The sequence below is a fragment of the Burkholderia lata genome (assembly GCF_902499025.1).
Taxonomy (GTDB): domain Bacteria; phylum Pseudomonadota; class Gammaproteobacteria; order Burkholderiales; family Burkholderiaceae; genus Burkholderia; species Burkholderia lata_C.
Window position 1 is genome coordinate 29010 of record NZ_CABVPW010000005.1, and the last position, 24347, is coordinate 53356.

The window sequence follows — 24347 nt, forward strand, 5'->3', positions numbered from 1 at the left end:
ATGGACGTGATTCGACAGATCACGGGGGCGGCAACGCAGGCGGGAATCGCGACGGAGCGCGTGCGGCAGATGGTCCGCATATTCGATCGAAACCGCGCGGCGAGCATGGCGACCATCGACGTGCTGCAGCGTCTTGCGACCGGCAACCTGAGCAGTGCAGCCGAGCTGCTGACAGGCGCGACGAGTGCGCTGTCGGTCGCGTCGGATCTGTTTCCGCAGGTCGGTGCTGTCCTGCGCAGCTTCAACGCGACGCAGGCGTCGATCGGCTCGATTCTGAAGGCCGTCGACGGATCGAATTTCCCCCTTGTGCGGGCTGCCGCCGACAGCGTCAAGTCTGCATTGGGCGGGGCATGGAATCAGTTCAACGCGGCAGTCGGCCTGAAGGATTCGGCGGTGCTCGATGTGATCAAGTCGACCGGTGTCGGCTCGATGCTGTCGGGTTTGGTCGACGGAGCGTCGTCGAGCACGCCGCACCTGATGACGATGACGACCGATGCCGGCGACGCGTTCCACTTCAACCTGTCGACGGCCGCTCACGACAAGCTGCGACGGGCGACGCGGTATCGCGTCGCGTCTCAGGAGCGCCTGAATCGTCAGGAGGCGCTGCAGCCGGTCAGCGAAGGGGGCGAGACGATCACGCTGTCGGGCGTCGTGTTCCCGTCGCTTGGGGCCGGCACGAAGCAGATTACCCGGCTGCGAGCGATCGGCGGCCGGATGAAGCCCGCGCAGCTCACGACCGGCGACGGCGAAGTGCTCGGTCGCTGGCTGTTGCAGGCGATCGAGGAGGAGCAGGACGCGTTGCTCGCCGATGGCATGCCGCGCAAACAAACTTTCTCGGTGGAGTTCGGCCGCTATGGCGAAGACTTTAAGAACGTCTGACGGTGACGTGCTCGACACGCTCTGTTACCGCGTCTACGGAACGCTGCAGGGCACAGTCGAGGCTGTCTATGACGCGAATCCGGGGCTGGCGAATCGACCGCAGCCGTTCCCGTCCGGCGTCGAGATCCTGATGCCGGATCTCGATGCGCCGCGTGTTGAATCGGTCCAGCTCTGGACATAGGGAGAGGCGATGGAAGCGATCTTTCAGGTCGTCGCGAACAGCTCGGACGTGACGAAGGTCATTCAGGATCGCGTGCTCGAGATCCGGGCGATCGACAAACCCGGCCTGGACGCGGATGAATGCACGATCACGCTCGACGATCGCGACGGCCGCATCGAGTTTCCACCGAAGGGCGCGACGTTGAAGGTGTCGATCGGATGGGAAGGGCAGGGGCTGTCGATGCTTGGCGAGTATGCCGTCGACGAGGTCGGCGTGCGCGGGCCGCCGGCCAGCGTCGTGATCAAGGGCAAGCCGGCGAACATGCGCGCGACGTCGAAAACGCAGCGATACGGAAGCTGGTCGAACGCGAAGCTGGCCGACATCGTCGGCGACATCGCGCGTCGTAACAAGTGGTCGGCTGCGTGCGACGTCGACGTCGTCGTGCCGCGTATCGACCAGTTCGGCGAAAGCGATCTGCACTTCATCACGCGCGTGGCTCGACTGTACGGTGCGACGGCGACGGTCAAGGCCGGCAAGCTGATCGTGCTGGCTCGCGGCGCTGGCAAGAGCGCGAGCGGCAAGCCGCTGCCGATCGTGACGCTCACGCCCGGCGATCTGCTCGACTACGACATCAACTTCCCGGACCGCGCGAGCTTTGCGGCCGTTCGCACGAAGGTGCACGACCGCAAGACGGGGAAGAAGATCGACCTGACGATCCCGAATCCGGACGCCCCGCCAGGTGCGTCCGCGGTGCATACCGAACGCCATACGTTCGCCAGTCCGGAAGCCGCGAAAGCCGGGGCGACGTCGCGACTCGCGACGCTCAACCGGCACACGTCGACGAGCCGGCTGACGATGCGCGGCCGCGCCGATCTGTCGGCGGAAAAGACGATCGCGCTGAAGGGGTTCAAGACGGGTGTAGACGGCGAATTTCTGATCGAGTCGGTCGAACACACGTTCGCGTCGCGCGGGTGGATCACGGTCGTCTCATTGAACGGAGGGAACAAGGGGAAAGCGAAGGTCGGACACGGGAAGAAACCGGGCAAGAAAATCAATCTGGTAGTGCCGGCGCCGCAGTAACGCGTCACGCACTGTATTTGCAGGCCGCTCACGGGCAACCGTGGCGGCCTTTCTTTTTATCGGGAAGGGGAACCGATGCAAGACCACGAAAAGACGATTCTGGAGCTGATCATCATGGGCGGATTGATCGGCATCGCGAAGGTGTTGGTAGGTGGGGAACAACTGACGTTTCGGCTCGTTGCCGGCCGGGCCATGCTCGGATCGGCGACGTCGATGGTGGCCGGCATTGCGCTGCTGCAGATCCCGGATCTGCCGCCGATCGCGCTGCTGGGTCTCGGGAGCGCGCTCGGCATTGTGGGGTCGCAGTACCTCGAAGTGCTGCTGCGTCGGAATGCAAAGCGTGTGTTTGGGGAGAAGTGAGCATGGCTCGAATCAGTGTTGCCGCCGCAGGCGGAAAGAACCGCGTGGCGTTCCTCGATGCGATTGCGGTAAGCGAGATCGGATCGTCGCTGCTGGCGAAGACGGACGACGGATACAACGTACTGGTCGGGGCGACAGCGTCGCGTCCGATGCTGTTCTCCAGCTACGCGTCGCATCCGAACGTGCTCAACCGACAGATCCGGGTGCCGTCGACGGCGGCTGGCCGTTATCAGATCCTCACGCGCTGGTGGCGGATCTATCAAGCGCAGATGAAGCTGCCTGACTTTGGACCTGTCTCTCAGGACCGATACGCGCTGCAGCAACTGCGCGAGCACGGCGCATTGCCGTTGATCGACGCCGGACGGTTTCGCGAAGCCGTCGCGAAGGTGTCGAACGTGTGGGCCAGTCTGCCGGGGGCCGGATACGGCCAGCATGAGAACGACATCGAGCATTTGCTGGCCGCGTATCGCGCGGCCGGCGGGGAGGTGGTCGCATGACGTGGATCGACCCGCGTATCTGGCTGCTCGTCGTTGCCGGCGTCATAGCCGGATCGGCATGCGGGTACTTCAAGGGACATCGTGACGCCGACCAGTCCGCGAAGGTTGCAGATCAGGCGAGGCAGATCGACGACCTGGCGAACGAGCGTAATGAGTTTCGCCGCCGGCTGGCGGCACAACAGGAGATCGCAACCGATGCTGCGAAAGAACGTGATCAAGCGGTGGCTGATGCCGCTGCTGCTGGTGGAGCTGCTGACGGGCTGCGCAGGCAGGTCGCCGCGCTTGTCGCCGATGTCCGACGTGCCGGCGCTACCGCCGGAAGCGCGACAGCCGGCGACGCCCTCGATCTGCTTGCCGACGTGTTCGGCCGGGCTGACGAGCGCGCGGGAGAGTTGGCGAGGATCGCTGACGAGCGCGGCATCGCCGGCAGGCAGTGCGAGCGCAGTTACGACGCGTTGATGAACGACGCGGAAAGCAATTTGACATGGTAATGCAGGCCATTCAGTCTCGAAATAAACGAGGCTGCTGACTTTTTCAGTTGCCTTTCTGGTTGATATTCGATAGGTGTTTTGTATGAATAATGCGATGTGATGAGGGGTGATTGTTAAGTGAAGTTGTTATTATTTTGTATTGTATTTGTTGGAGTGAAAATTAACGAGGGTTTTTGTGGATGATTTTTGCTTGATATCAATCATTGGGCTTCTATCATGAAGCTGTATCGGTGGCTGGTTTGGACGTGGGGCCGTTGTTGATTTGGTGAATTAATGCGCGGGGTGGGTATGAAAAAATCACAAATGATGCTTTCTGCCATTATTGGGTCGATTTGTTCGATTTCGTATGCGAATTGCTATGTAATTAGGAATGACAATAATTCAAATATTCAGCTGCAATTTCATTACAATGGAACGATACCGAATGGCGCCACTACGGCAGCTACTGTTTTTCCGCATCAGCAGTTCCCGCTTGGTGGTGGGCAGTGGTGCTGGAGTGGGACAGGAGGGGCAGGTGCAAGCATAATATTTTCTGGTGGCGGTAAGCTTCATAGCCCTAGTGGCAAGGTGTTGATGGGGCCTCCAATGTTTGGAGATGGTCCTCAATTTGCGCCGTCAGGATTGTATGTGGTCGGGCCATAGTGTCAATTTGGTTTCGCCAGTTACGCAGCATGTGACATCGCTGAGGTGTGAGGTCGATTATGTTTGATCGAAAATATCATGAAATTGATGAGGGCAATGAGTTTTTTTCAGATTCGTTGTCTGAGAAAGAGGTGTTGAAGCCTCGTGCTGGTGATCATCCGTGTAAGCTCTGTGCGTGCGCGAATTTTACAGAAAGTGTCTGGAATAGTGTGACTTGCACTTGTGGGCATGCGTCTAATGAGCATGTTGGTTTGCCGTAGTCGATGTAGTTGGTGTGTTTTTTTTGTGTTGTTTTAATTTATGTAATTGGGTTTGGATGATTTTTAATTTGATAATTTTTGGTGTGAGTCGATTCGACTGATTATGTGGTTCGGTGTTGGTGATTTCTGATGGGTCTCTTGAGTAAGGAGGCGTCATTTTTTAATTCATAGTCGACGGCGCAGACTATTTTTCTATGAGCTGCAGTGTTCGGCGAGCGGAGTTCTGAGACGAGCGGTACATATGCAGGGCATCGGCTTTCCGATCGGCAATCGTATGCGTCACCAGCATCTGGCGGCGCTACGATGGTCGTGACGGCCGTTCGCTGGTCGGCATGAGCATGTGGGACCGCCAACGCGGACGGGTATGCCGTGATGGGGCGCATGCACAAGCCCGATGACGAAAAGCGGTCAGTGGTCATATTGCGCCCAGCTGATTATGACGAGTGGCTGCACACGAAGAACATTGATGCCGCGCGCACGATGTTGCAGCTCTATCCGGCAGGGGAGATGGTCGCCGAGCCAAAGTCACTTTGATGTAGTTTCAACCACTAACCATCAGACCTTCTTGACGGGATGCCGCGCCGAGCCGCGTCGATGATGCGCGCCCTGTTTCGATCGAACTCGTGGAGCACCTGCTGTGGAAGGATTAGCTTGACCTCGCGATTCGCTATCAAACGTTCTAGCGGGCTGCCAACGGGCTGTTCCCGAAAGTCCTTCGCAAGGTCGAGCCAGACGCAGGTATCAACCAAAATCCGTGCAGCCGTACCGTCTCTCCTTTGCGGTAGCGCATTCGCAAAATTCTGCATTTCGATCGACGCAGTTGAAGCACGGCTCGGTAGATTTCGTTCGACAAGACCGGACTTCTGTTGATCGCAGAAATTCAGGCCAGCGGCGGAATCTTTGCGATCATCTGATCTGGGTACGCTACTTCCTGTTTCACGCGTTCCCATTCCGTCTTCAGAATCTCATTCGTCAACGTATCGGCCTCAGCCACTAACGTTTCCACACTTGCGAGCAGCGCGACAGCCGTGTTTTGATCCTCCGCGCGAGCCATATCATCGAAAATCTTGCGGATCTCGTCCAGATAGCCGCGCAACCTTATATGGTTCGCCTCGTTGGGGTTGAGGCGAAAGCGAAGGCGGTGGTGACGCTCCTGATGAGAGCGGTCAATTGCGCCATTCTTCTCCGAAAAATCTAGTGCTAACTGCTTCATCTCCGCTACGCGCTTTTCGTGCGGAATAGTTGCATCGTTCATCAAATCTGCGCTGCGTAGTCGTATGCCGTGCCATTTCCACAGATATTCTTGGGACTCCGCGAGGTGAGCCGCCATGTCAGTTCGCAGCTCGTCGATCCACTTTTGGCGCTTGTCTGCGATAAAAGTAGCCGCTGTGCGACCCGTTGTCGTGCGCTGAACATCGAGAGATGCGGCAGCTTGCCGGAGTGTTGCTGAGGCCGTTTCAATTGTTTGATTTCGGCTCTTTTGGCTTGCGTAGGAGGTCGCGACTACGCTAATGATCGCGGTTAGGGTGGATCCGATAATCGCCCAGCCAGCGGTGTGTATGCTCATAATTAAGTTCTGTATTGCCTAGATGACGTCTGCAGGTTGTGTACGCATGTGGCTGAGAAAACCAGCTTTGGATGAACTTAGATCTCAGCGTCGCGTTTCTCAAATTGCATTATGGAGCAGGATGCAGATGCCGCTGAATCATTGAACGCTGCAAGTTGCTTTGCGACGCGTGGCTGGATCGATGTTCAGAAACGCCCGCTGCGAGTGGGCTTTTTTGCGCTAAAAACTTGCTACAGCAAGGGCTAGAAGCCTTTCTGGAAAAGCTTTGCGGTTATCATTCCATCCCTTGAACTACGGCGTGGACATCTTCGAGGGAATATGGTCCATATTACTGTAATGCCGCTTTCGCTTCAGCCTCGAATCGGACGCAGGTGCCGCGGTGGGTTGCGTGCTCATGTGACCGGGAAAAGTTGCTTTGGCTGTCCGAGTTTACCAGCGGCGCGTATGCGATCGCTCGAAGTTGGGCTATCCGGTCAGGTGTCTGCGATGGCGGGCGGCAGCTATCCGCAGCCAATAGCCGACACTCGACGCATACGGCCGGATCGTTGACAATTTGGCTTCTTGAACGTCGGCATACACGATGAAACCGTACGGTATTCAACTCCGTGAGCACGTGCCGTCTGACGCCGATCGGTTCTGCGAATTGCAGATGAGTTCCGCTGTCGCACGATATGTGTCATGGCTCCCGCGAACGCGAGAGCAGTGCGAGAGAGCTCTGGCTGACGCGATCGCGCAACAACGATCCGCCAGACGGGTACGGTTCTTCTATGCTGTTGAATTTCAGCACGTGGCAGGGATGATCGGAAGCGTCGGATATACAGTTCGGGCTCCCGGCTCGGCCGATTGCGGGTGGTTCCTGTTACCCGCCTTCTGGGGAAAAGGCCACGCGGCTTCGGCGGTTCGAGAATTGCTGCAACGGGCGTTTGGCTCGGGTGGAATCGTAAGCATGACCGCGTCATGCTCCGTTGAAAATCGGGCCTCTGTTCGAGTAGCGGAAAAATGCGGATTTCGCCTGATCGCAGAGATTCGCGGGCGCGCGCACTTTGAAATCCGGCGGGAAGACGCTCACGAGCTTGCTCTGCATGGGCCTGACTAGAACGCTCGTTACCGGCTATGAGCAGCCGTTCGACGTTCGGGGGCGATCGTTGACAATTTGCAAGCGTTGCCGGTACACCTCAAACAGAGCGACGTAGAGTAAGACGGTTCATCTGTCGGAAAGAGGGGCACTATATGGATCGCGACGAAGCCCGGGCGTTGATGGCCGGTAGGCTGGGCGAACAGCTAATGAAGTTCCCCTTGCGGTGGTGCAAGCCCGCTTTCTTCGGGATTGAGCCCGAGCCTGGAAACCAAGTTGAAGTGCAAAACGGCACAGCTACCCTCATCGTCCGCGGCGATGACCATTTCGCAATCACCTGTCGGCACGTTCTGGACGGCTTTAGAGACGTATGGGTAAAGTCTGATCAGGCATTTTTCCAGATCGGCAATTGCCCGATCGATCCGTTAGCTCAGCTTGTAATCGAAGGACTTGGCGATCTGGACGTTGCCGTGCTGAGCCTGACGCAGGAACAAGCGCAGCGCATTGTCTACAACAGCGACGGCATCGGAGAGGGCTTTTTTCAGGTCGGTCAGCACCGGCCGGTCGTCATCGGTGAGGGCAACGGCGTTGCATTCGCAGGCTTTCCCGGCGCACTGAGACGCCATGACGCGCCCCAAGAGCTCAATTTCGGTTCGTATGGTTGCGGTGCCACGCCTGTCACAGCAGCGAACGATGAAAGGTTCATCTGCCAGTTTGATCGCGACGAATGGGTCGTCCGAGCGGTCGAAGCCGAGCCCGCGACCATCGGCGGCCTTAGCGGCGGTCCAGCTTTCCTGATCAGGCAAAGTTTGGCCGGACTGATTTCCTACGAATTCGCCGGCATCGTCTATCAATTTTCCGAAGACTACGAACTACTGTACATCGCCCAAGCCGCGGCCATTTTTGACCTGATGCATTGAGGCGAGCCGCTGCCGCATGCGAACACGCAACAGCCATATCTCACTCCAGGCTCGCGAGCATAGCAGCTAACGGTGGAGGCGACGGGCCGCTCCAGGTCGGCATACACTGGATGTGTCGGACTGCAAGCGGCTAGCGTGAGACGTGTACGCTTCGTGCCCCCGTTCATCGTGTGGTCTGTTGCTGCTCATGCTCCCTGCGGTGAGCGGCCATTAACTGGCGGATGTCGCTCTGCACTTCGTCAAACAGAGGGCGAATTTTTCCGGCCGTGATCTCTGCTGCTTCCGCGACCATGGGTCCGTGATGACTCTCGTGGCCAACGCGTACAGTTGTCAGCGCGCTATACAAAAGCTCCGACAGGGCCCCCAGCTTCACGAATAGCGTTTCTGGCATAAATAGGAAGTTGCGATTGGCGTAGATCGAGAACTGACGAACGGCGGTTTCGACGCGCTGGTAGCGGTGAAAGAAGATCGTGTGCTGGTAGTACTCCGCTCGGTCGCGGCCTTTGCTCTGGCGCAGCTGCTGCTTTTGCGTCTCGAGAAGCTCGCTGTCTTTCAAAAACTGCTCAAGCTCCGCATCATTCATTGCTGCAACGTCCGCATACTGCTGTGTCCGGCTGGTAAGCCAGCTTACGAGACCGAACGCATCCGCAAGCTTTTCCCATGCATCGGGGATGACTGTGAATTCGCGCTCTTGGTACTTGAGTCTGCCTTGAAGGTCAGTGTCCCACTTGACCTTCAGCTCGGCCAGTTCCTTGGCATTTGTTTGCCGAAGGTGCTCTAGACGCTGGGAAAATTTGTCTTCGATCCACTTTTGGCCTAGCCACTTGAACAGCCCGTATGCTATGGCAGCTGCACCACCACCGGTCAGAATGAACTGCTTGAAGAACTCCCAGGCGTCAGCTTGCGTCATTTTTTTGAATGTCTCCCGGACTACGTGTTGTGGGCCGTGGCGCGAGCAGTCGCCTTCTAAGATTCGCCGTCGACGGCCGCAATTGCAACCGCATGATAACGTCCAACGAGGAGACAGCACGCAGCAGTAGGTTACCGAGAGCGTCCGCTTTCGGGACGTCCGGTAGGCCGAAACGGGTCGGTAGTTGCCGCAGGCAAAACAATTCAGCGTAGGTTGCAGCGTAGCTTTCGAGTTCGGGCCTTGTCAGATAAGGCGCAGGTACTGCTGCATCATCGGTCGCTGATGGGGATGCTTGCGGTACCCCCATCTCGGAATGCCTCCTCCTCGACGTCTCTGAGCCAGTTCGCCCACGCTTGCATCATCTCCCGACGCTCCGGTAAATACTTCGCATGGTTGTACGTCGAGCGAGTCCTGTCCTTGTCCTTATGCGACAACTGCATTTCAACCACTTCGTCCTTCCACCCCATTTCATGGAGGTTGGTCGACGCGGTTGCTCGAAAATCATGACCCGTTATCGGTTCGGGGTTGTCCGGAACCATGTAGGCGATCGCGCGATTGATCGTTGCACGACTCATGTGTGGACGAATTCGATTGCTATGCAGAATCGGCAGGATGTACCCACGATCTCCATACATCTCCTGCAGTTCGCGCAGCAGTCCCAGCGCTTGCTGTGGAAGGGGAACGATATGCAGGCGCCTTGATTTGATCTTCTCCGGGGGCACCCTCCATTCGGCGGTTCCTAGGTCGATTTCTTCCCATCGCGCCCGGCAAAGTTCGATCGTTCTCGGAAACAGAATCATCAGCAATCGAATCGCAATTGCTGTTCGTCTGCTTTTGTAGGTCGGAAGCTGTCGGAAGAGCGCCTTCAGTTCGTCGCGGCTCAACGGCCGAGCATTCTCTGTTGGTGGCTTCAAGACAGATCCCCGCAGCACCGATGCGGGGTCTGCATCTGCCCGAAGCGTGATCACCGCATACTGGAATACGTTGGACACGTACTGGCGCAGTTTGATTGCTACGGAAGGGGAGCCACGCTCTTCGACCCGACGCATCAAAGCAAGCACATCATGGGCGGTAACAGAGCGCATGGGGCGGTTCCCGATGTATGGATAAGCATCGGCTTCGAGCATGCGCAGAATCTCGCCAAAATGCCGCTCGGTCCAAGTCTTCCGCTTCTTCTCCAGCCACTCGTCGCTGATAGCTCGAAAAGTTGCTTTGCCTTCGTTGATGCGCGCGGACAGGACTTCCTGTCGCGCGTGGGAAGGGTGCAGCCCCTTCTTGACGAGTTCACGGGCATCGTCGCGTGCAGCGCGTGCGCCTTGAAGGCTGATGGTGGGATATTCGCCGATCGCGAAGAGATTCTCCTTCCCGGCAATTCTGTACTTGTATCGCCAGAGCTTGGAGCCGGACGGATTCACCAACAGATACAGTCCATTGCCATCGGTAAGTTTGGTAGGCTTGTCGCCTGCCTTCGCTTGTCGGATCTTGATGTCGGTAAGTGGCACGGTGAAAAAGGGGGTATCGTCTCTGGATGGTCGAAATGATACCCCCTTTTTTCTCGGCTGAACACGATTTTCGGCGAACGTAAGCGAACAGTGGAAGGGCATGAAATGCCCGACTGGCAAGGGGTTGCGGCAAATTGCCGAACCATCACGAACAGGAGCGAACGAAGTGATCAGACATATTGTCATGTGGAAGTTGAAAGAATCGGCCGAAGGCGCGACGCGCGCACAGAACGCGCTGAAGCTGAAGGAAAAGCTCGAAGGCTGCCGCGACCTCGTGCCGGGCACGCTGCAGATCGACGTCGGCGTGGCGACGCCGGGCCTCGACGCAACCGCCGACATCGTGCTGGTATCCGATTTCGCGGACAAGGCCGCGCTCGATGCGTACCAGGTGCACCCGGTTCACCAGGAAGTGAAGAAATTCGTCGTCGCGGTGGCTGAATCGCGCGAGTGCGTCGACTACATCGTCGACAGCGCACGATGAGCGACGCGGCAACTCCGACGGACGGCCCGTCGATCGAAAGCCCGTTCGTCGACCTGCTCGGCGTGCAGCTCGTGTCCGCGAAGGACGGCGCGAGCGAGCTCGTGCTGCCGCTCGAAGAGCGGCACATGAACACGTGGAGCATCGCGCACGGCGGCGTGACGATGACGCTCGCGGACATCGCGCTCGCGATGGCCGCACGCAGCCTGACCGACGACGGCGTCGGCGTCGTGACGGTCGAGATGAAAGTGAACTTCATGCAGCCGGGGCGCGGCGAACTGCGCGCTTACGGACGCGTGATGCATCGCTCGACGACGATGGCCTACTGCGAAGGCGAAGTGCGCGACAGCGACGGCAATTTCGTCGCGAAGGCGCTCGGCACGTTCAAGTACATGCGGCGGCTCGCGGTGGGCCGCGACATCAAGCGGCAACGCTCGCGCACGGCGCCGGACGCCCAGCCCGGCCCGAGCGACGCGTAAGCGCCCGGACGCACGGCGGCCCTGCCTCTTCACCGGCAGGGCCGTTTTGTTTTGCGGCGTGCACTGGCTCGCCGGGATTTCGATACGCACGGCGCGGCGCGCCCGCCCGACCTGCGCATGGCATCATGCACGCTTGTCCGTTCACGGTGCCCCGCAGGCGCCGTCCTACCCGATGCCGCTGAATCCGAAGATCGCCCAGGTGCTCGACATGATCGAGCGCGCGAAACGTCCGACCTATCACCACCAGACACCGCAGCAGGCGCGCGCCGCGTACGAGAAGAGTGCGCCGATCCTCGACGTCGCATCGGCGTCGATGCATTCGGTCGAAGAATGCGTCGTGCCGACGCGCGACGGCCGCACGATCGGTGCGCGGCTGTACCTGCCGGTCGCGCCGAGTCTCGCGGAGCCGCTGCCCGCGCTCGTCTACTACCACGGCGGCGGCTTCACGGTCGGCAGCGTCGACACGCACGATGCGCTGTGCCGGATGTTCGCGCGCGATGCGCAATGCGCGGTGCTGTCGGTCGGCTACCGGCTCGCGCCGGAACACCGGTTTCCGACCGCGGTGAACGACGCCGACGACGCATTGCAATGGCTGCATCGCGAGGCGGCCACGTTCGGCATCGACGCCGAGCGGCTGGCCGTCGGTGGCGACAGCGCGGGCGGCACGCTCGCGACCGTCTGCGCAGTGCTCGCACGCGACGCAGGCATTCGCCTGGCGCTGCAGATGCTGATCTATCCGGGCGTGACGGGCTACCAGGACACCGAGTCGCATGCACGGCTCGCGAACGGCTACCTGCTGACGCAGGACACGATCCAGTGGTTCTTCACGCAATACGTGCGCGACCGGGCGGACCGCGACGACTGGCGTTTCGCACCGCTCGACGGCACGCGCGATGCGCCGTCGTTCGCGGGTGTCGCGCCGGCGTGGATCGCGACGGCCGAATACGATCCGCTGAGCGACGAGGGCGCCGCGTATGCGGACAAGTTGCGCGCGGCGGGCAACGCGGTCACGCTGGTCTGCTATCCGGGGATGATCCACGAATTCTTCAAGATGGGCGGCTACGTGCCCGAGGTACGGGCCGCGCATGCGGACGCGGTCGCGGCGCTGAAGGCCGCATTCGACGACGTTTGACGGCGGTTGTTTGGCGGCTTATGCGCCGCATGGGAGCTGCGATGACGAACGGCGTGGTGGAAACGGGCGACTGGACGGTACTGGGCGGCGACGCCGCGCGGATTCGCGACGCAGTGTTCGTGCGCGAACAGCAGATTCCGCCGGAATGGGAGCTCGACGACGACGATCCGCTGTCGCTCCATGCGGTGGCGTACCGGGTCGATGCGGCGACCGGCGCACGCCGCGCGGTCGCGACGGGGCGGCTGCTGCCGTCGGGCACGATCGGCCGCGTCGCGGTGCTGGCCGATGCGCGCGGGCAGGGCGTCGGGTCAGCCGTGCTGAACGCGCTGCTGGGCGCGGCGCGGCGCCGCGGTGAAATCGTCGTGCGGCTCTACGCGCAGGATTCGGCCGTGTCGTTCTACTTGCGGCACGGCTTCGCGGCGGTCGGTGAACCGTTCGTCGAAGCCGGCGTGCCGCACGTCGAGATGGCGCGTGCGCCGTAGCGCAGCGCCTGCTCGCGCTTAGCGCGGCGGCGTCGCGTCGAGGTCGAAGGTGAACGCGCGCTCGAACGTGCCCGGCCGGACGGTGCGGTGCGAGCCGTCGTCGTCGCAGCGTTCCTTGATCTCGACCGTCAGCCGCACGCCTTCCTTCATCGTGACGCGCAGCGCGGTCGTGCCGCGCGTGCCGTATTCGGGGGTCTCGATGAACGCGGCCGACAGCGCACGCTCGCGCTCGATCGGAATGCCGGTGTGCGGCAGTGCGTCGTCGTCCGCGACATGCGGGTCGCGCATCAGCGCGATCAGTTCGTCGAGCGACGGGGTCGGATTGTCGGTGAGCAACGTGCCGAGCTCCGCGCGCTTGCGCACCACTTTCGGCCAGGGCGTATCGAGCCGCGCATTCGACAGCGCATGCACGCCGGGCGCGATCGCGACCGGCGCGGCGACACCGCTTTCGCCTTCGGGCGCGCGATTGCAGAACCACGCGAGTTCACGCCGCCGCCAGTCGCCGACGAGCAGGTTGAAGCCGTTGTAGACGGCCGCATGCTCGGCGAGCTGCTTGAGGTAGTCGAGCGGCGCGACGGACGGTCCGCCGAGAAAATCGGACACGAGCTTGCCGCGGGTCGGTGCACCCGCGCGGATGTCGAACGGCGCGCGGTAATTCGTCAGCGCGGCAAAACGGCCGTCGCGCGATACGCCGAGCCACGTGCCGCCCGCTTCGAGATCGCGGCCGGCCAGCACGCCCGGTACATCTTCCCACCACGACAGCGGCGCGCTCGTCCGACGAAAGAACTCGTCGCGGTTCGCGGTGAGGGTAAAGACGGGACCGGCGGCGGCATCGGGCTGCCAGTCGAAGGCAATCAGACACATCGGGCGAATCTCTCGCAGGAAACATCGGGCGCCGGCTGCGACTCGCGAGCCGGCGCGCGAACGGGTTATCAGTGCGTCACGCTTCCGTCGGCCAGGCGTACGGCAGCGTATCGAACGCGAGCACCGGGCCGTCGGCCGAACCGAGGTGCACCGTGCCGTTGTCGAGCGCGGCGAGCTTGATCTCGACGAGCGCGTCGACACCGCCCGCGGGCGCGGCCGCCGCATTGACGATCATCCCGCACGGCTGGCCGGGATCGTCGCTGTGGAACAGCTCGACGCCGGCATGCACGCTATCGGTCTCGCCGGCGACGTGCGCGAGCGCGGTGCGGCGCTTGATCGTGCCGCGGTACTGGCTGCGCGCGACGATTTCCTGGCCCGGGTAGCACCCCTTGCGAAAGTTAACGGCGTCGATCACGTCGAAGTTGACCATCTGCGGCACGAACTGTTCGACGGCAGGCTGCGTGATGCGCGGTTCGCCCGCGCGGATGTCGAGCCAGTCCCAGACGGCCGGCGACACGACCGGCAGCGACTCGCCGAGCGCAGCGATGCGTGCGTCGACTTCCGCGCGCGGGCCGATCCACAGATAGCGCTTGCGGCCGGCCGCATCGGGCACGCGAATCAGCGTGCCGGCGGGGCCGTCGACCTTCACGTGCACGCCGTCCGGCAGCGCATCGAAGATGCCCGACAGCGCGTCGCGCACGTCGCCCGCGAAACCGACCACCGCGAGCGCGTCGCTCGCATCCGTCAGCTTCGCCTTGGCGCGCAGCACGAACATCGACAGCCGCTTCTGCACGGCGGGCTGCACGTCCTTCGACACCAGCAGGCGCACGCCGTGGCCGGCGCGCCACGTGAGGAACGAGCCGAGGAGGCGCCCCTTCGGCGAGCAATAGCCGGACAGCCGCGCAGTCGCGGCGTCGAGATGCTCGATGTCGTTGGTGAGCTGGCTGTGCAGGAACGTCGCGGCGTCATCGCCGGCCACGTCGATCACGCCGAACTGCGGCAACGGCATGCAGGCGCCCGGCGCGTCGAAATCGGCGGCGGACGGACGGGGGAAAACGGGGAGCGAGGCGGGTGCGGCCTGGACTGCCGGTGAAGCGAACGGTGTGCTCATGGAATGAGGGAACAGTCAACCCTGACTTTGACGAAGGCGAGCAAGTATTATATGGGTCTTACCTGAGTCACGTTTCCATGTCCCTACTGAAGAAATGCGCCGCGACCGTCGTGGCGCTGGCCGTCGTTGTGGCCGCTGCCGGCGCGGGCGGCGGGTATTACTGGGCAACCCGGCCACTGCTGCTGGGTTCCGCATCGCTCGACGTCACGATCAAGCCGCGCAGCAGCGTGAAGAGCGTTGCGCTGCAGCTCAAGCGCGGCGGCGTGCCGGTCGAGTCGCTCGGCTTCGTCGCGATGACGCGCGTGCTCGGGCTGTCGAGCCGGCTCAAGTCCGGCAACTACGAATTCAAGACCGGCATCACGCCTTACGAGGTGCTGCAGAAGATCGCGCGCGGCGACGTGAACGAGTATGTCGCGACGGTCATCGAAGGCTGGACCTTCAAGCGGATGCGCGCGGAACTCGACTCGAACCCCGATCTTGCGCACGCGACGGCCGGCATGAGCGACGCCGAGCTGCTGCGCGCGATCGGCGCGTCGGACAACGCGGTGCAGCGCGGCAGCGGCGAGGGGCTGTTCTTCCCCGATACCTACCTGTTCGACAAGGGCACGAGCGACCTGAACATCTACCGGCGCGCGTACCATCTGATGCAGACGCGCCTCGACGAGGCCTGGGCCGCGCGCGTGCCGGGCCTGCCGTACAAGACACCTTACGAAGCGCTGACGATCGCGTCGATCGTCGAGAAGGAAACGGGCCATGCGGCCGATCGTGCGTTCGTCGCGGCCGTGTTCGCGAACCGGCTGCGCATCGGCATGCCGCTGCAGACCGATCCGTCGGTGATCTACGGGCTCGGCGACGCGTACGACGGCCGCCTGCGCAAGCGCGACCTGCAGGCCGACACTCCTTACAATACCTACACCCGACGCGGGCTCCCGCCGACACCGATCGCGTTGCCGGGCGTGGCCGCGCTGCAGGCGGCGATCAATCCGGCACAGACGAGCGCGCTCTATTTCGTCGCGAAAGGCGATGGCACGAGCGTGTTCTCGGACACGCTCGGCGACCACAACAAGGCCGTGGACAAGTACATACGAGGTCAATAATGGCGAGCGGTAAATTCATCACGTTCGAAGGCATCGACGGGGCGGGGAAGACCACCCACCTGCAATGGTTCTGCGAACGCCTCCAGGGCAAGCTGGCCGCGGCCGGCCGGCAGGTCGTCGTCACCCGCGAGCCGGGCGGCACGCAGCTCGGCGAAAAGCTGCGCGAGATCCTGCTGAACCAGCCGATGGATCTCGAGACGGAAGCGCTGCTGATGTTCGCCGCGCGCCGCGAGCATCTCGCGCTCGTGATCGAGCCGGCGCTCGCGCGCGGCGACTGGGTCGTGTCCGATCGCTTCACCGACGCTACGTTCGCGTACCAGGGCGGCGGCCGCGGGCTGCCGCGCGACAAGCTCGAGACGCTCGAGCGCTGGGTGCAGGGCGGTTTCCAGCCGGACCTGACGGTGCTGTTCGACGTCGCGCCGCAGGTCGCGAGCGAGCGCCGCGGCGCCGCTCGCATGCCCGACAAGTTCGAAAGCGAGTCCGACGCGTTCTTCGCGCGCACGCGCAGCGAGTACCTGCGGCGTGCGGAAGAGGCGCCGCACCGCTTCGCGATCGTCGACGCGACGCAGACGATTCCCGAGATCCGCCAGCAGCTCGAACGCGTGCTCGCCGCGCTGTAATTCGCAAGGAACGCACCACATGATCTATCCGTGGCAGACCGACGACTGGAACCGCCTGCAGCAACTGCGTGCGCAATGGCCGCACGCGCTGCTGCTGCATGGCCAGGCCGGGATCGGCAAGCTGCAGTTCGCGCAGCATCTCGCGCAGGGCTTCCTGTGCGAATCGCCGCAGCCGAACGGCGAGCCGTGCGGCACCTGCGCGGCCTGCACCTGGTTCTCGCAGGGCAACCATCCGGACTACCGGATCGTGCTGCCCGAGGCGCTGGCGGGCGAGGCGCCGGGCGCCGCGGACGACGCGAAGGCGACCGACGCGGACGAGGGCGGCAAGAAGACGCGTGCGCCGAGCAAGGAAATCAAGATCGAGCAGGTGCGCGCACTGCTCGACTTCTGCGGAGTCGGTTCGCACCGCGGCGGCGCGCGCGTCGTCGTGCTGTATCCGGCCGAGGCGCTCAATGTCGCCGCGTCGAACGCGTTGCTGAAGACGCTGGAGGAACCGCCGTCCGGCGTCGTGTTCCTGCTCGTGTCGGCGCGCATCGACCGCCTGCTGCCGACGATCATCAGCCGCTGCCGGCAGTGGCCGATGACCGTGCCGGCGCCCGACGCGGCCGCGGCGTGGCTCGCCGCGCAGGGTGTCGATCACGCGCCTGCGCTGCTCGCCGAGGTCGGCGGCGCGCCGCTCGCCGCGCTGGCGCTCGCGAGCGACGAGAACCGCCCGCTGCGCGACTACACGCTCGGGCAGCTCGCGGCCGGTGCGGCATGCGACCCGTTCGCGTGCGGCGAGACGCTGCAGAAGCTGCCGGTGCCGCTGGTGCTCGGCTGGCTGCAGCGCTGGCTGTACGACCTGCTCGCCCAGCGGATGGCGGGCACGCCGCGCTATTTCCCGGCGCACGCGGCGGCGCTCGCGCGCTGCGCGGAAGCGGTCGATGCGAACGCGTTCGCCCGCTTCATGAAGGCCGTGACGCGGCAGCGGACGGTGGAGAACCATCCGCTCAACGCACGGCTCGTATTCGAGGAATTGTTTCTCGGATACCGGGAAATGTTCGCGTGATCCGGCATTGTTTCTCGTGGGTTGCGAAACGATGATCGGCTCACGCCGCGACGCGACCGTGGCCGTCCGGCCCGCGAACGCCGCCCGTTGCCGCATGCCGGCGCGCGCATGAGCGCACGCCTTACGTATTCAGGAAACACGATGTTCGTCGACTCTCACTGCCATATCAATTTCAAGGGCCTGGCCGACCGCCTGCCGGCCGTTCTCGAGAACATGCGAGAGCACGACGTCACGCACGCGCTGTGCGTGTCCGTCGATTTCGAGACGCTGCCCGACGTCCTGGCGATCGCGGACGCGCACGACAATGTCTATGCGTCCGTCGGCGTGCATCCCGATCACGAGGACATGCACGAGCCGACGCTCGCGGAGCTCGTCGAGCTGGCCGCGCACCCGAAGGTCGTCGCGATCGGCGAAACGGGCCTCGACTACTACCGTCTCGAAGGCCGCTCGATCGCCGACATGGAATGGCAGCGCGAACGCTTTCGCACGCATATCCGCGCGGCGACCGCGACGATGAAGCCGCTGATCATCCACACGCGCTCGTCGTCGGAAGACACGCTGCGGATCATGGCCGAGGAGCGTGCGGACGTGCCGGGCGGCGTGATGCACTGCTTCACCGAGCCGTGGCCGGTGGCCGAGCAGGCGCTCGCGCAGAACTTTCATATCTCGCTGTCGGGCATCGTCACGTTCAAGAACGCGACCGACGTGCAGGACGTCGCGCGGCGCGTGCCGCTCGACCGGCTGCTGATCGAAACCGACTCGCCGTACCTCGCGCCGGTGCCGTATCGCGGCAAGCCGAATGAACCTGCGTACGTCAGCCATGTCGGACGCTTTATCGCATCCGAGCGCGGGATCGCCGTCGAGGCGCTCGCCGATGCGACGACGCAGAACTTTTTCCGGCTGTTCAAGATCGCCCGCTAACGACGTGCGCGCAGCCGACAACCCAGGGAAGGAGCCCACAACAATGACGAAGCCGACCAACCATCTGCCGAAACGCGCACTCGTTGCCGCCGCGCTCGTCGCGAGCGGCCTGTTCGCGGCAGCCGGCGCGCATGCCGAATCGCTCGACGCGATCGTCAAGGCCGTCAAGTTCGACGACATCGCCGACATCGGCCAGCAGCTCAAGAGCGGCAAGCTCGACCCGAACACGATCGCGCCGAACGGCGACCCGCTGATCGTGATCGCCGCGCGCGAGAAGTCCGACAAGGTCGCGGCGGCGCTCGCCACGACGCCGAACGTCGACCTCGAGAAGGAAGACAAGGCCGGCGAAAACGCGCTGATGCTCGCGTCGCTGAACGGCGACGTCGGTCTTGCCAAGCTGCTGATCGACAAGGGCGCGGAAGTCAGCAAGAAGGGCTGGGCGCCGCTGCACTACGCGGCCACCAACGGCCAGGACGCGGTCGTGAAGCTGCTGCTCGACCACGACGCGTACATCGATACCGCCTCGCCGAACGGCACGACGCCGCTGATGATGGCCGCACGCGGCAACCATCCGTCGACGGTCACGCTGCTGCTCGACCAGGGTGCCGATCCGCAGGTGAAGAACCAGCTCGGCATCACCGCGCTCGAATTCGCGAAGCACTACAACGCGCCGGACGCGATCGAGATCCTGAGCAAGCGGACGACGCGCATCGGGGCGTCGACGCCGGCAGATGCACAAAAGAGTGCAAAATGACGGTTTTCGGTGCGGCTGACGGTGCCCGCCCGGCCGGATTCCGGCCGGAGCAGGGCGTCCCGGCGCCGTGCCGGCCAAGGCAGCAGGCGGTCTCGGGCCGCATTGACATAAGGAACACCATGTTGCGCGCAATGTTTTGTGCCGCGGCGTTTGCCGTGCCGTTGTCGGCGGCGGCTTTCACGGGCGCTGATCTCGACCGGCTGTGCGCGAAGACGGACGTCAAGTCGCGGGCGTCGTGCGCGGCCTACATCGAAGGCGCCGCCGACGGCGTCTACAACACCATCGATGCGATCGGCGGCACGACGGGGCCGCGGGTCGGCCAGTATTTCTGCCTGCCGCCCGACATCCGGGCGCAGCAGATGACCGACGCGGTGCGCAAGTACATCGCGGAAAATCCGAAACTGGCCGACTACAACGCGAGCACCGCGGTGTCGCTCGGTCTCGGCAAGGCGTTTCCCTGCAGGAGCGGCAACTGATCTGACGCCGTGTCCGGGCACACGCATCGCCCGGACGTCGCCGACGCATCCAGGACGAGGCGTGCGCGCCTCATCACCCAAGGGCGCCGATGATTTCAATCGAGGAACTGCAGCGCATCACCGATGCGCCGCTGCATTCGTGGCTCGGCACGCTGGCCGTGTCGGTCATCGTCATACTGGTCGTCACGATCGTGCACCGTCTCGGCGCACGCATCGTCAAGCGTATCGCGCAGCCGTATCCGTTGATGAGCGCGATCCTGCGCTACATCGACAGACCTTCGCTCGTCGTGCTCGCGCTGCTGGCGCTCGAATTCCTGTGGGTCCAGGCCGACGACGGCATGTCGTTCGTGCGCGGCATGCGCACGGCGGCGGCGGTCGGCTCCATCGTGTCGCTCACGTGGCTGCTGGTGCGGCTCGCCGCCGGCGTCGGCGACGCCATCATCCAGGCGCATCCGATCGATACGGCCGACAACCTCCAGGCCCGGCGCATCCATACGCAGGCGAGGGTGCTCGTGCGGACCGTGATGGTGCTGATCGTGATCATCGGCACCGGCGCCGCGCTGATGACATTCCCGAACGTGCGCCAGGTCGGCGCGAGCCTGCTGGCATCGGCCGGCGTCGCGGGCCTGGTCGCCGGTATCGCCGCCCGCCCGGTGCTCGGCAACCTGATCGCCGGATTGCAGATCGCGCTCACGCAGCCGATCCGGCTCGACGACGTGGTCGTGATCCAGGGCGAGTGGGGGCGCATCGAGGAAATCACCGGGTCGTTCGTGTCGGTGCGGCTGTGGGACCAGCGGCGCCTCGTCGTGCCGCTGCAGTGGATCATCGAGAACCCGTTCACGAACTGGACGCGCAGCAGCTCGGAAATCATCGGCACGGTCTATCTGTCGGTGGATTACCGCACGCCGCTCGCGCCGCTGCGCGAGGAACTCGCGCGGCTCGTCCATGCGGCGCCCGAGTGGGACGGCCGCGTGCAGGTGCTGCAGGTGACCGACGCGACGGAGCGAGCGATGCAGTTGCGCGCGCTCGTCAGCGCGGCCGATTCGTCGTCGTGCTGGGATCTGCGCTGTCGCGTGCGCGAAGGCCTGATCGCCTACCTGCAGGACCGCTATCCGCAATGCCTGCCGCGCAGCCGGATGGAGCTGTATCCGCATGATTCCGCGCCGGACGCGCCGAATCCCGAACGGCCGCACGCGCGGTCGCCTGCCGCCAGTACGGCGGCCAACACCGCGGCCGACCCGCAAGCCGCCGAAGGCCGCTGACAGCGGCTTCGCTCTCCATCGTCATGACCGCGCTGAAAACGCTCGCTATCGCCAATTACCGCTCGCTGCGCGAGCTGATCGTGCCGCTCGCGGCGCTCAACGTCGTCACGGGGCCGAACGGCAGCGGCAAGTCGAGCGTGTACCGCGCACTGCGACTGCTCGCCGACACCGCGCAGGGGCGCGTGATCCCGTCGCTCGCCCGCGAAGGCGGGTTGCCGTCGACGCTGTGGGCCGGCCCCGAGCGCTTCTCGCGGGCGATGCTGGATGGCGACGTGCCGGTGACGGGCACGGTGCGCAAGGGGCCCGTGAGCCTGAAGCTCGGCTTCGCCTGCGACGATTTCGGCTATTCGATCGATCTCGGCATGCCGGTGAAGAACGACGCGACGCAGTTCTCGCTCGATCCGGTGGTCAAGCGCGAGTGCATCTGGGGCGGTGCGCTGCTCCGCCCGTCGACGCTGCTGGTCGACCGGCAGGGCGCGCAGATCCGCGCGCGCACCGCATCGGGCGACTGGCAGACGATTCCGCAGCCGGTGGCCAGCTTCGACAGCATGATGACCGAGTTCGCCGATCCGACCGGCGCACCCGAGATGATCGCGGTGCGCGAACGGATCCGCTCGTGGCGGTTCTACGACCATTTCCGGACCGATGCGCAGGCGCCCGCGCGGCAGTCGCACATCGGCACCCATACGCCGGTGCTCGCGGACGACGGCGCCGACCTGGCCGCCGCGTTGCAGACGATCCGCGAGATCGGCGACGGCGCGGCACTCGATGCGGCGCTCGACGACGCGTTTCCCGGCGCATCGGTCGAGATCGACAATCCGGGCGGCCGTGGCCGCTTCGACGTGCTGATGCGCCAGCCTGGGCTGCTGCGGCCGCTCGCGGCGGCCGAGCTGTCGGACGGCACGCTGCGTTACCTGCTGCTCGCGGCCGCGCTGCTGACACCGCGGCCGCCGGCGCTGATGGTGCTGAACGAACCGGAGACGAGCCTGCACCCCGATCTGCTGCCGGCGCTCGGCCGCCTGATCGCGCAGGCGGCGCAACGTTCGCAGGTGCTCGTTGTGTCGCATGCGGCGCGGCTGATCGCGACGCTCGAGCGCGAGGCCGGTTGCGAATCGCTGGTGCTCGACAAGCAGCTCGGCGCGACGGGGCTCGTCGATGCCGATACGCGCGACCTGCCGGCGTGGAAGTGGCCGTCGCGCTGACGGGCGGGGCGGCCTGAATTCGGGCGTGATCGTCGCGTTGGGGGCCGGATCGGCCCGGCAGGCGGAATGTATCCTGCCTGTAACAACGCCCATAAAATGAAAGACGGGCGGTTCCGGGCAGCGGGATCGCGAATAATGAAGAGATATCCGCCCGGCGCCGAGCCGGCCGGCGCGGCATGGGGGCGAGTGGGGCGCGACAGCCCGAAGGCCCGCCGGCCGTGCCGCAATGGACAGGACACAGGAGACGTGGACCATGAGAATTGCCCAGATCGCGCCGCTGACCGAATCCGTGCCGCCGAAGCTGTATGGCGGCACGGAGCGCGTCGTGTCCTACATCACCGAGGCGCTCGTCGATCTCGGCCATGATGTGACGCTGTTCGCGAGCGGCGATTCGACGACGCGGGCGAAGCTCGAGCCGGTCTGGCCGCGCGCGCTGCGGCTCGACTCGTCGATCCGCGACCGGGTCGCACCGCACATGCTGCTGATGGAGACGGTCGCGCGCCGCGCGAAGGACTTCGACGTACTCCATTTCCACATGGACTACTACTCGTTCTCGGTTTTCAACCGGCAGGAAACGCCTTACGTGACGACGCTGCACGGCCGGCTCGACCTGCCCGAGCAGCAGCCGGTGTTCGACACGTTCAACACGGCGCCGGTGATCTCGATCTCGAACTCGCAGCGCCAGCCGCTGCCGCAGGCGAAATGGCTGACGACCGTCTACCACGGGCTGCCCGATACGCTGTACATGCCGCAGCCAGTCGAGCCGCGCTACCTCGCGTTCCTCGGCCGCATCTCGCCGGAAAAGCGCGTCGACACGGCGATCCGCATCGCCCGCCAGTGCGGGCTGCCGATCAAGATCGCCGCGAAGATCGATGCGGCCGACCAGGAATACTTCGAGCGCGAGATCAAGCCGCTCTTCGCGTTGCCGCACGTCGAATACATCGGCGAGATCGCCGATCGCCAGAAGGCCGAATTCCTGTCGGGCGCACATGCGCTGCTGTTTCCGATCGACTGGCCGGAGCCGTTCGGCCTCGTGATGATCGAAGCGATGTCGTGCGGCACGCCGGTGATCGCGTTCAATCGCGGCGCGGTGCCCGAGGTGGTGGACGAGGGCGTGTCGGGCTTCATCGTCGAGGATGAAATCAGCGCGGTGGCCGCCGTGAACCGGCTGCACCTGCTGCCGCGTGCGCGTGTGCGGCAGCGCTTCGAGGCGCGTTTCACGTCCCGCCGCATGGCGCAGCAGTATGTCGACGTCTACCAGTCGGTGATCCGCGCGCAGAAGCGCTCGCGCTTCAAGGTGATCGATTCGACGACCTGACGCGTAGGGTGCAGGTCGCGCGCGGATAAAAAAACGGCGATGCCCGCAAGGACATCGCCGTTTGTGCATGGCCCGCGCGCAGTGCGCACGGGCGGTGCACGAGCGTCAGATCTTCAGCTTCGAGACCTTCGTGCCGTTGATCGACACGTCGCCCATCAGGCCCGCGTTCGTCAGCACGACGACCTGGACCGGTGCGGTGGCCGTGGTCGTGTCGACCGCGCCGTTCGCGCCCATCTTCACGAGCGCGACCGACGCGCCGGCGCCGGCTGCCCAGCCGTCCGAGCCGCGGAATTCGTCGAGCGCTTCCTGCGTCATGAACAGGAACACGATCGCCTTCGACTGTGCACCGGCCTGCAGGCCGACCGACAGCGACGACGTGTTGTAGTAGCCGACCGTGCTGCCGCCGACGCGCAGTGCGCCATTGCCGGACTGGCCGCCGACGATGAAGCCGGCCTGGATCACGTCCGGGAAGACGAGCACGCCGCGCGACTTCGCGACGAGTTCACGCGAACCCTTGACCGTGGAGTACATGCGCGACAGCGTGGCGTCGACGCTCGAGTCGATTGCCTGGCGCTTCGACGCGTTCGTTGCGGCGTTGTCCGGCTTGTCCGGGGTGGTGGTGCAACCGGTGAGCGCGAGGCTACCGACGATAAGCGCCGCGGCGGCTTTCAGCACAAGATTCCGTTTTTGCATCGTTCTTCTCCATCGGATGATGTTCGGAGTGAGTCTCGCTCAGGGAGCAGATCACGTCGGCAGTTAT

29 protein-coding genes and 1 pseudogene are annotated in these 24347 nt (G+C 63.7%); 23 read left to right on the top strand and 7 right to left on the bottom strand.

The annotated features are described in order from the left end of the window. From BDI24065_RS06410 to BDI24065_RS06445, 8 genes and pseudogenes are all read left to right on the top strand, one after another. A complete protein-coding gene (locus BDI24065_RS06410; protein WP_175030518.1) occupies positions 1-879 on the top strand; it encodes a phage tail protein in 879 nt (292 codons plus the stop codon). Beyond that, positions 854-1060, top strand: a complete 207-nt coding sequence (locus BDI24065_RS06415; RefSeq protein WP_175030519.1) for a tail protein X — start codon at positions 854-856, stop codon at positions 1058-1060. Before BDI24065_RS06410 ends, BDI24065_RS06415 begins: the two co-directional genes overlap by 26 nt. 9 nt (positions 1061-1069) lie before the next feature. Then, positions 1070-2119 carry a phage late control D family protein gene (locus tag BDI24065_RS06420; protein ID WP_175030520.1) on the top strand — a complete coding sequence of 350 codons (1050 nt, stop codon included), beginning with the start codon at positions 1070-1072 and terminating at the stop codon, positions 2117-2119. A 75-nt stretch (positions 2120-2194) separates the two neighbouring features. Beyond that, entirely contained in the window at positions 2195-2479 is a 285-nt protein-coding gene (locus BDI24065_RS06425) for a phage holin family protein (protein ID WP_069248175.1), read from the top strand. A 2-nt stretch (positions 2480-2481) separates the two neighbouring features. Further along, the gene (locus BDI24065_RS06430) at positions 2482-2976 is read left to right on the top strand and encodes a glycoside hydrolase family 24 protein (RefSeq protein WP_175030521.1); all 495 of its coding nucleotides are present in this window, start codon (positions 2482-2484) and stop codon (positions 2974-2976) included. Continuing rightward, a complete protein-coding gene (locus tag BDI24065_RS06435; RefSeq protein WP_175030522.1) occupies positions 2973-3467 on the top strand; it encodes a DUF2514 family protein in 495 nt (164 codons plus the stop codon). The genes BDI24065_RS06430 and BDI24065_RS06435 overlap by 4 nt, the downstream gene beginning before the upstream one ends. Before the next feature lie 288 nt (positions 3468-3755). After that, a complete protein-coding gene (locus BDI24065_RS06440) occupies positions 3756-4109 on the top strand; it encodes a hypothetical protein (RefSeq protein WP_175030523.1) in 354 nt (117 codons plus the stop codon). A gap of 535 nt (positions 4110-4644) precedes the next feature. Then, positions 4645-4903: pseudogene (locus BDI24065_RS06445) on the top strand (DUF159 family protein); the annotation flags it as partial. Positions 4904-4917: 14 nt separating this feature from the next. Here the strand turns inward: BDI24065_RS06445 and BDI24065_RS41475 are convergent. Both BDI24065_RS41475 and BDI24065_RS06455 read right to left on the bottom strand, forming a co-directional pair. Next, complete coding sequence (locus BDI24065_RS41475; protein ID WP_368040774.1) at positions 4918-5319, bottom strand: PIN domain-containing protein; 402 nt, start codon at positions 5317-5319, stop codon at positions 4918-4920. Continuing rightward, entirely contained in the window at positions 5250-5936 is a 687-nt protein-coding gene (locus BDI24065_RS06455; protein ID WP_175030524.1) for a hypothetical protein, read from the bottom strand. Before BDI24065_RS06455 ends, BDI24065_RS41475 begins: the two co-directional genes overlap by 70 nt. Positions 5937-6516: 580 nt before the next feature. Between BDI24065_RS06455 and BDI24065_RS41480 the strand changes: the two genes are divergently transcribed. After that, on the top strand, positions 6517-7032 hold the full coding sequence (locus BDI24065_RS41480; protein WP_175030525.1) for a GNAT family N-acetyltransferase: 516 nt from the start codon (positions 6517-6519) through the stop codon (positions 7030-7032). Between the two features lie 134 nt (positions 7033-7166). Continuing rightward, on the top strand, positions 7167-7931 hold the full coding sequence (locus tag BDI24065_RS06465) for a trypsin-like peptidase domain-containing protein (protein ID WP_175030526.1): 765 nt from the start codon (positions 7167-7169) through the stop codon (positions 7929-7931). A 163-nt stretch (positions 7932-8094) separates the two neighbouring features. Here the strand turns inward: BDI24065_RS06465 and BDI24065_RS06470 are convergent, their stop codons facing one another. Next, a complete protein-coding gene (locus BDI24065_RS06470; protein ID WP_175030527.1) occupies positions 8095-8841 on the bottom strand; it encodes a hypothetical protein in 747 nt (248 codons plus the stop codon). A gap of 269 nt (positions 8842-9110) precedes the next feature. After that, a complete protein-coding gene (locus BDI24065_RS06475; RefSeq protein ID WP_175030528.1) occupies positions 9111-10343 on the bottom strand; it encodes a tyrosine-type recombinase/integrase in 1233 nt (410 codons plus the stop codon). A 166-nt stretch (positions 10344-10509) separates the two neighbouring features. Between BDI24065_RS06475 and BDI24065_RS06480 the strand changes: the two genes are divergently transcribed. The 4 genes from BDI24065_RS06480 (at position 10510) to BDI24065_RS06495 (ending at position 12914) form a co-directional block, all read left to right on the top strand. Further along, positions 10510-10824: a Dabb family protein gene (locus BDI24065_RS06480; RefSeq protein ID WP_027787175.1), complete on the top strand. Its 315-nt coding sequence runs from the start codon at positions 10510-10512 to the stop codon at positions 10822-10824. After that, positions 10821-11300 (top strand): PaaI family thioesterase, encoded by a 480-nt coding sequence (locus tag BDI24065_RS06485; RefSeq protein ID WP_011352338.1) that lies wholly within the window; start codon positions 10821-10823, stop codon positions 11298-11300. The genes BDI24065_RS06480 and BDI24065_RS06485 overlap by 4 nt, the downstream gene beginning before the upstream one ends. Before the next feature lie 172 nt (positions 11301-11472). After that, on the top strand, positions 11473-12432 hold the full coding sequence (locus BDI24065_RS06490; RefSeq protein ID WP_175030529.1) for an alpha/beta hydrolase: 960 nt from the start codon (positions 11473-11475) through the stop codon (positions 12430-12432). 41 nt (positions 12433-12473) lie between these two features. After that, a complete protein-coding gene (locus BDI24065_RS06495) occupies positions 12474-12914 on the top strand; it encodes a GNAT family N-acetyltransferase (protein ID WP_175030530.1) in 441 nt (146 codons plus the stop codon). An 18-nt stretch (positions 12915-12932) separates the two neighbouring features. On the opposite strand, the gene BDI24065_RS06500 is transcribed toward BDI24065_RS06495, so the two are convergent. Both BDI24065_RS06500 and ygfZ read right to left on the bottom strand, forming a co-directional pair. Beyond that, positions 12933-13778: an NRDE family protein gene (locus tag BDI24065_RS06500; protein ID WP_175030531.1), complete on the bottom strand. Its 846-nt coding sequence runs from the start codon at positions 13776-13778 to the stop codon at positions 12933-12935. Between the two features lie 76 nt (positions 13779-13854). Next, positions 13855-14889: a CAF17-like 4Fe-4S cluster assembly/insertion protein YgfZ gene (gene ygfZ / locus BDI24065_RS06505; protein ID WP_175030532.1), complete on the bottom strand. Its 1035-nt coding sequence runs from the start codon at positions 14887-14889 to the stop codon at positions 13855-13857. A 77-nt stretch (positions 14890-14966) separates the two neighbouring features. Between ygfZ and mltG the strand changes: the two genes are divergently transcribed. The 9 genes from mltG (at position 14967) to BDI24065_RS06550 (ending at position 23587) form a co-directional block, all read left to right on the top strand. Then, the gene (gene mltG / locus BDI24065_RS06510; RefSeq protein ID WP_175013555.1) at positions 14967-15986 is read left to right on the top strand and encodes an endolytic transglycosylase MltG; all 1020 of its coding nucleotides are present in this window, start codon (positions 14967-14969) and stop codon (positions 15984-15986) included. Next, positions 15986-16606, top strand: coding sequence for a dTMP kinase (tmk, locus tag BDI24065_RS06515; protein WP_174914722.1), 621 nt, complete (start codon positions 15986-15988; stop codon positions 16604-16606). The genes mltG and tmk overlap by 1 nt, the downstream gene beginning before the upstream one ends. Before the next feature lie 19 nt (positions 16607-16625). Next, positions 16626-17654, top strand: a complete 1029-nt coding sequence (locus BDI24065_RS06520; protein ID WP_175030533.1) for a DNA polymerase III subunit delta' — start codon at positions 16626-16628, stop codon at positions 17652-17654. A 141-nt stretch (positions 17655-17795) separates the two neighbouring features. Next, positions 17796-18575: a TatD family hydrolase gene (locus BDI24065_RS06525; RefSeq protein WP_175030534.1), complete on the top strand. Its 780-nt coding sequence runs from the start codon at positions 17796-17798 to the stop codon at positions 18573-18575. 43 nt (positions 18576-18618) lie between these two features. Continuing rightward, on the top strand, positions 18619-19329 hold the full coding sequence (locus BDI24065_RS06530) for an ankyrin repeat domain-containing protein (protein WP_175030535.1): 711 nt from the start codon (positions 18619-18621) through the stop codon (positions 19327-19329). Between the two features lie 119 nt (positions 19330-19448). Continuing rightward, positions 19449-19805, top strand: coding sequence for a Rap1a/Tai family immunity protein (locus tag BDI24065_RS06535; protein ID WP_006485939.1), 357 nt, complete (start codon positions 19449-19451; stop codon positions 19803-19805). Between the two features lie 89 nt (positions 19806-19894). Beyond that, positions 19895-21067 (top strand): mechanosensitive ion channel family protein, encoded by a 1173-nt coding sequence (locus BDI24065_RS06540; RefSeq protein ID WP_175030536.1) that lies wholly within the window; start codon positions 19895-19897, stop codon positions 21065-21067. A gap of 23 nt (positions 21068-21090) precedes the next feature. After that, complete coding sequence (locus tag BDI24065_RS06545; protein WP_175030537.1) at positions 21091-22269, top strand: AAA family ATPase; 1179 nt, start codon at positions 21091-21093, stop codon at positions 22267-22269. A 253-nt stretch (positions 22270-22522) separates the two neighbouring features. After that, complete coding sequence (locus tag BDI24065_RS06550) at positions 22523-23587, top strand: glycosyltransferase family 4 protein (RefSeq protein WP_175030538.1); 1065 nt, start codon at positions 22523-22525, stop codon at positions 23585-23587. Positions 23588-23692: 105 nt separating this feature from the next. Here the strand turns inward: BDI24065_RS06550 and BDI24065_RS06555 are convergent, their stop codons facing one another. Beyond that, positions 23693-24280 (bottom strand): BPSL1445 family SYLF domain-containing lipoprotein, encoded by a 588-nt coding sequence (locus BDI24065_RS06555; protein WP_011352325.1) that lies wholly within the window; start codon positions 24278-24280, stop codon positions 23693-23695. Positions 24281-24347: the final 67 nt, after the last annotated feature.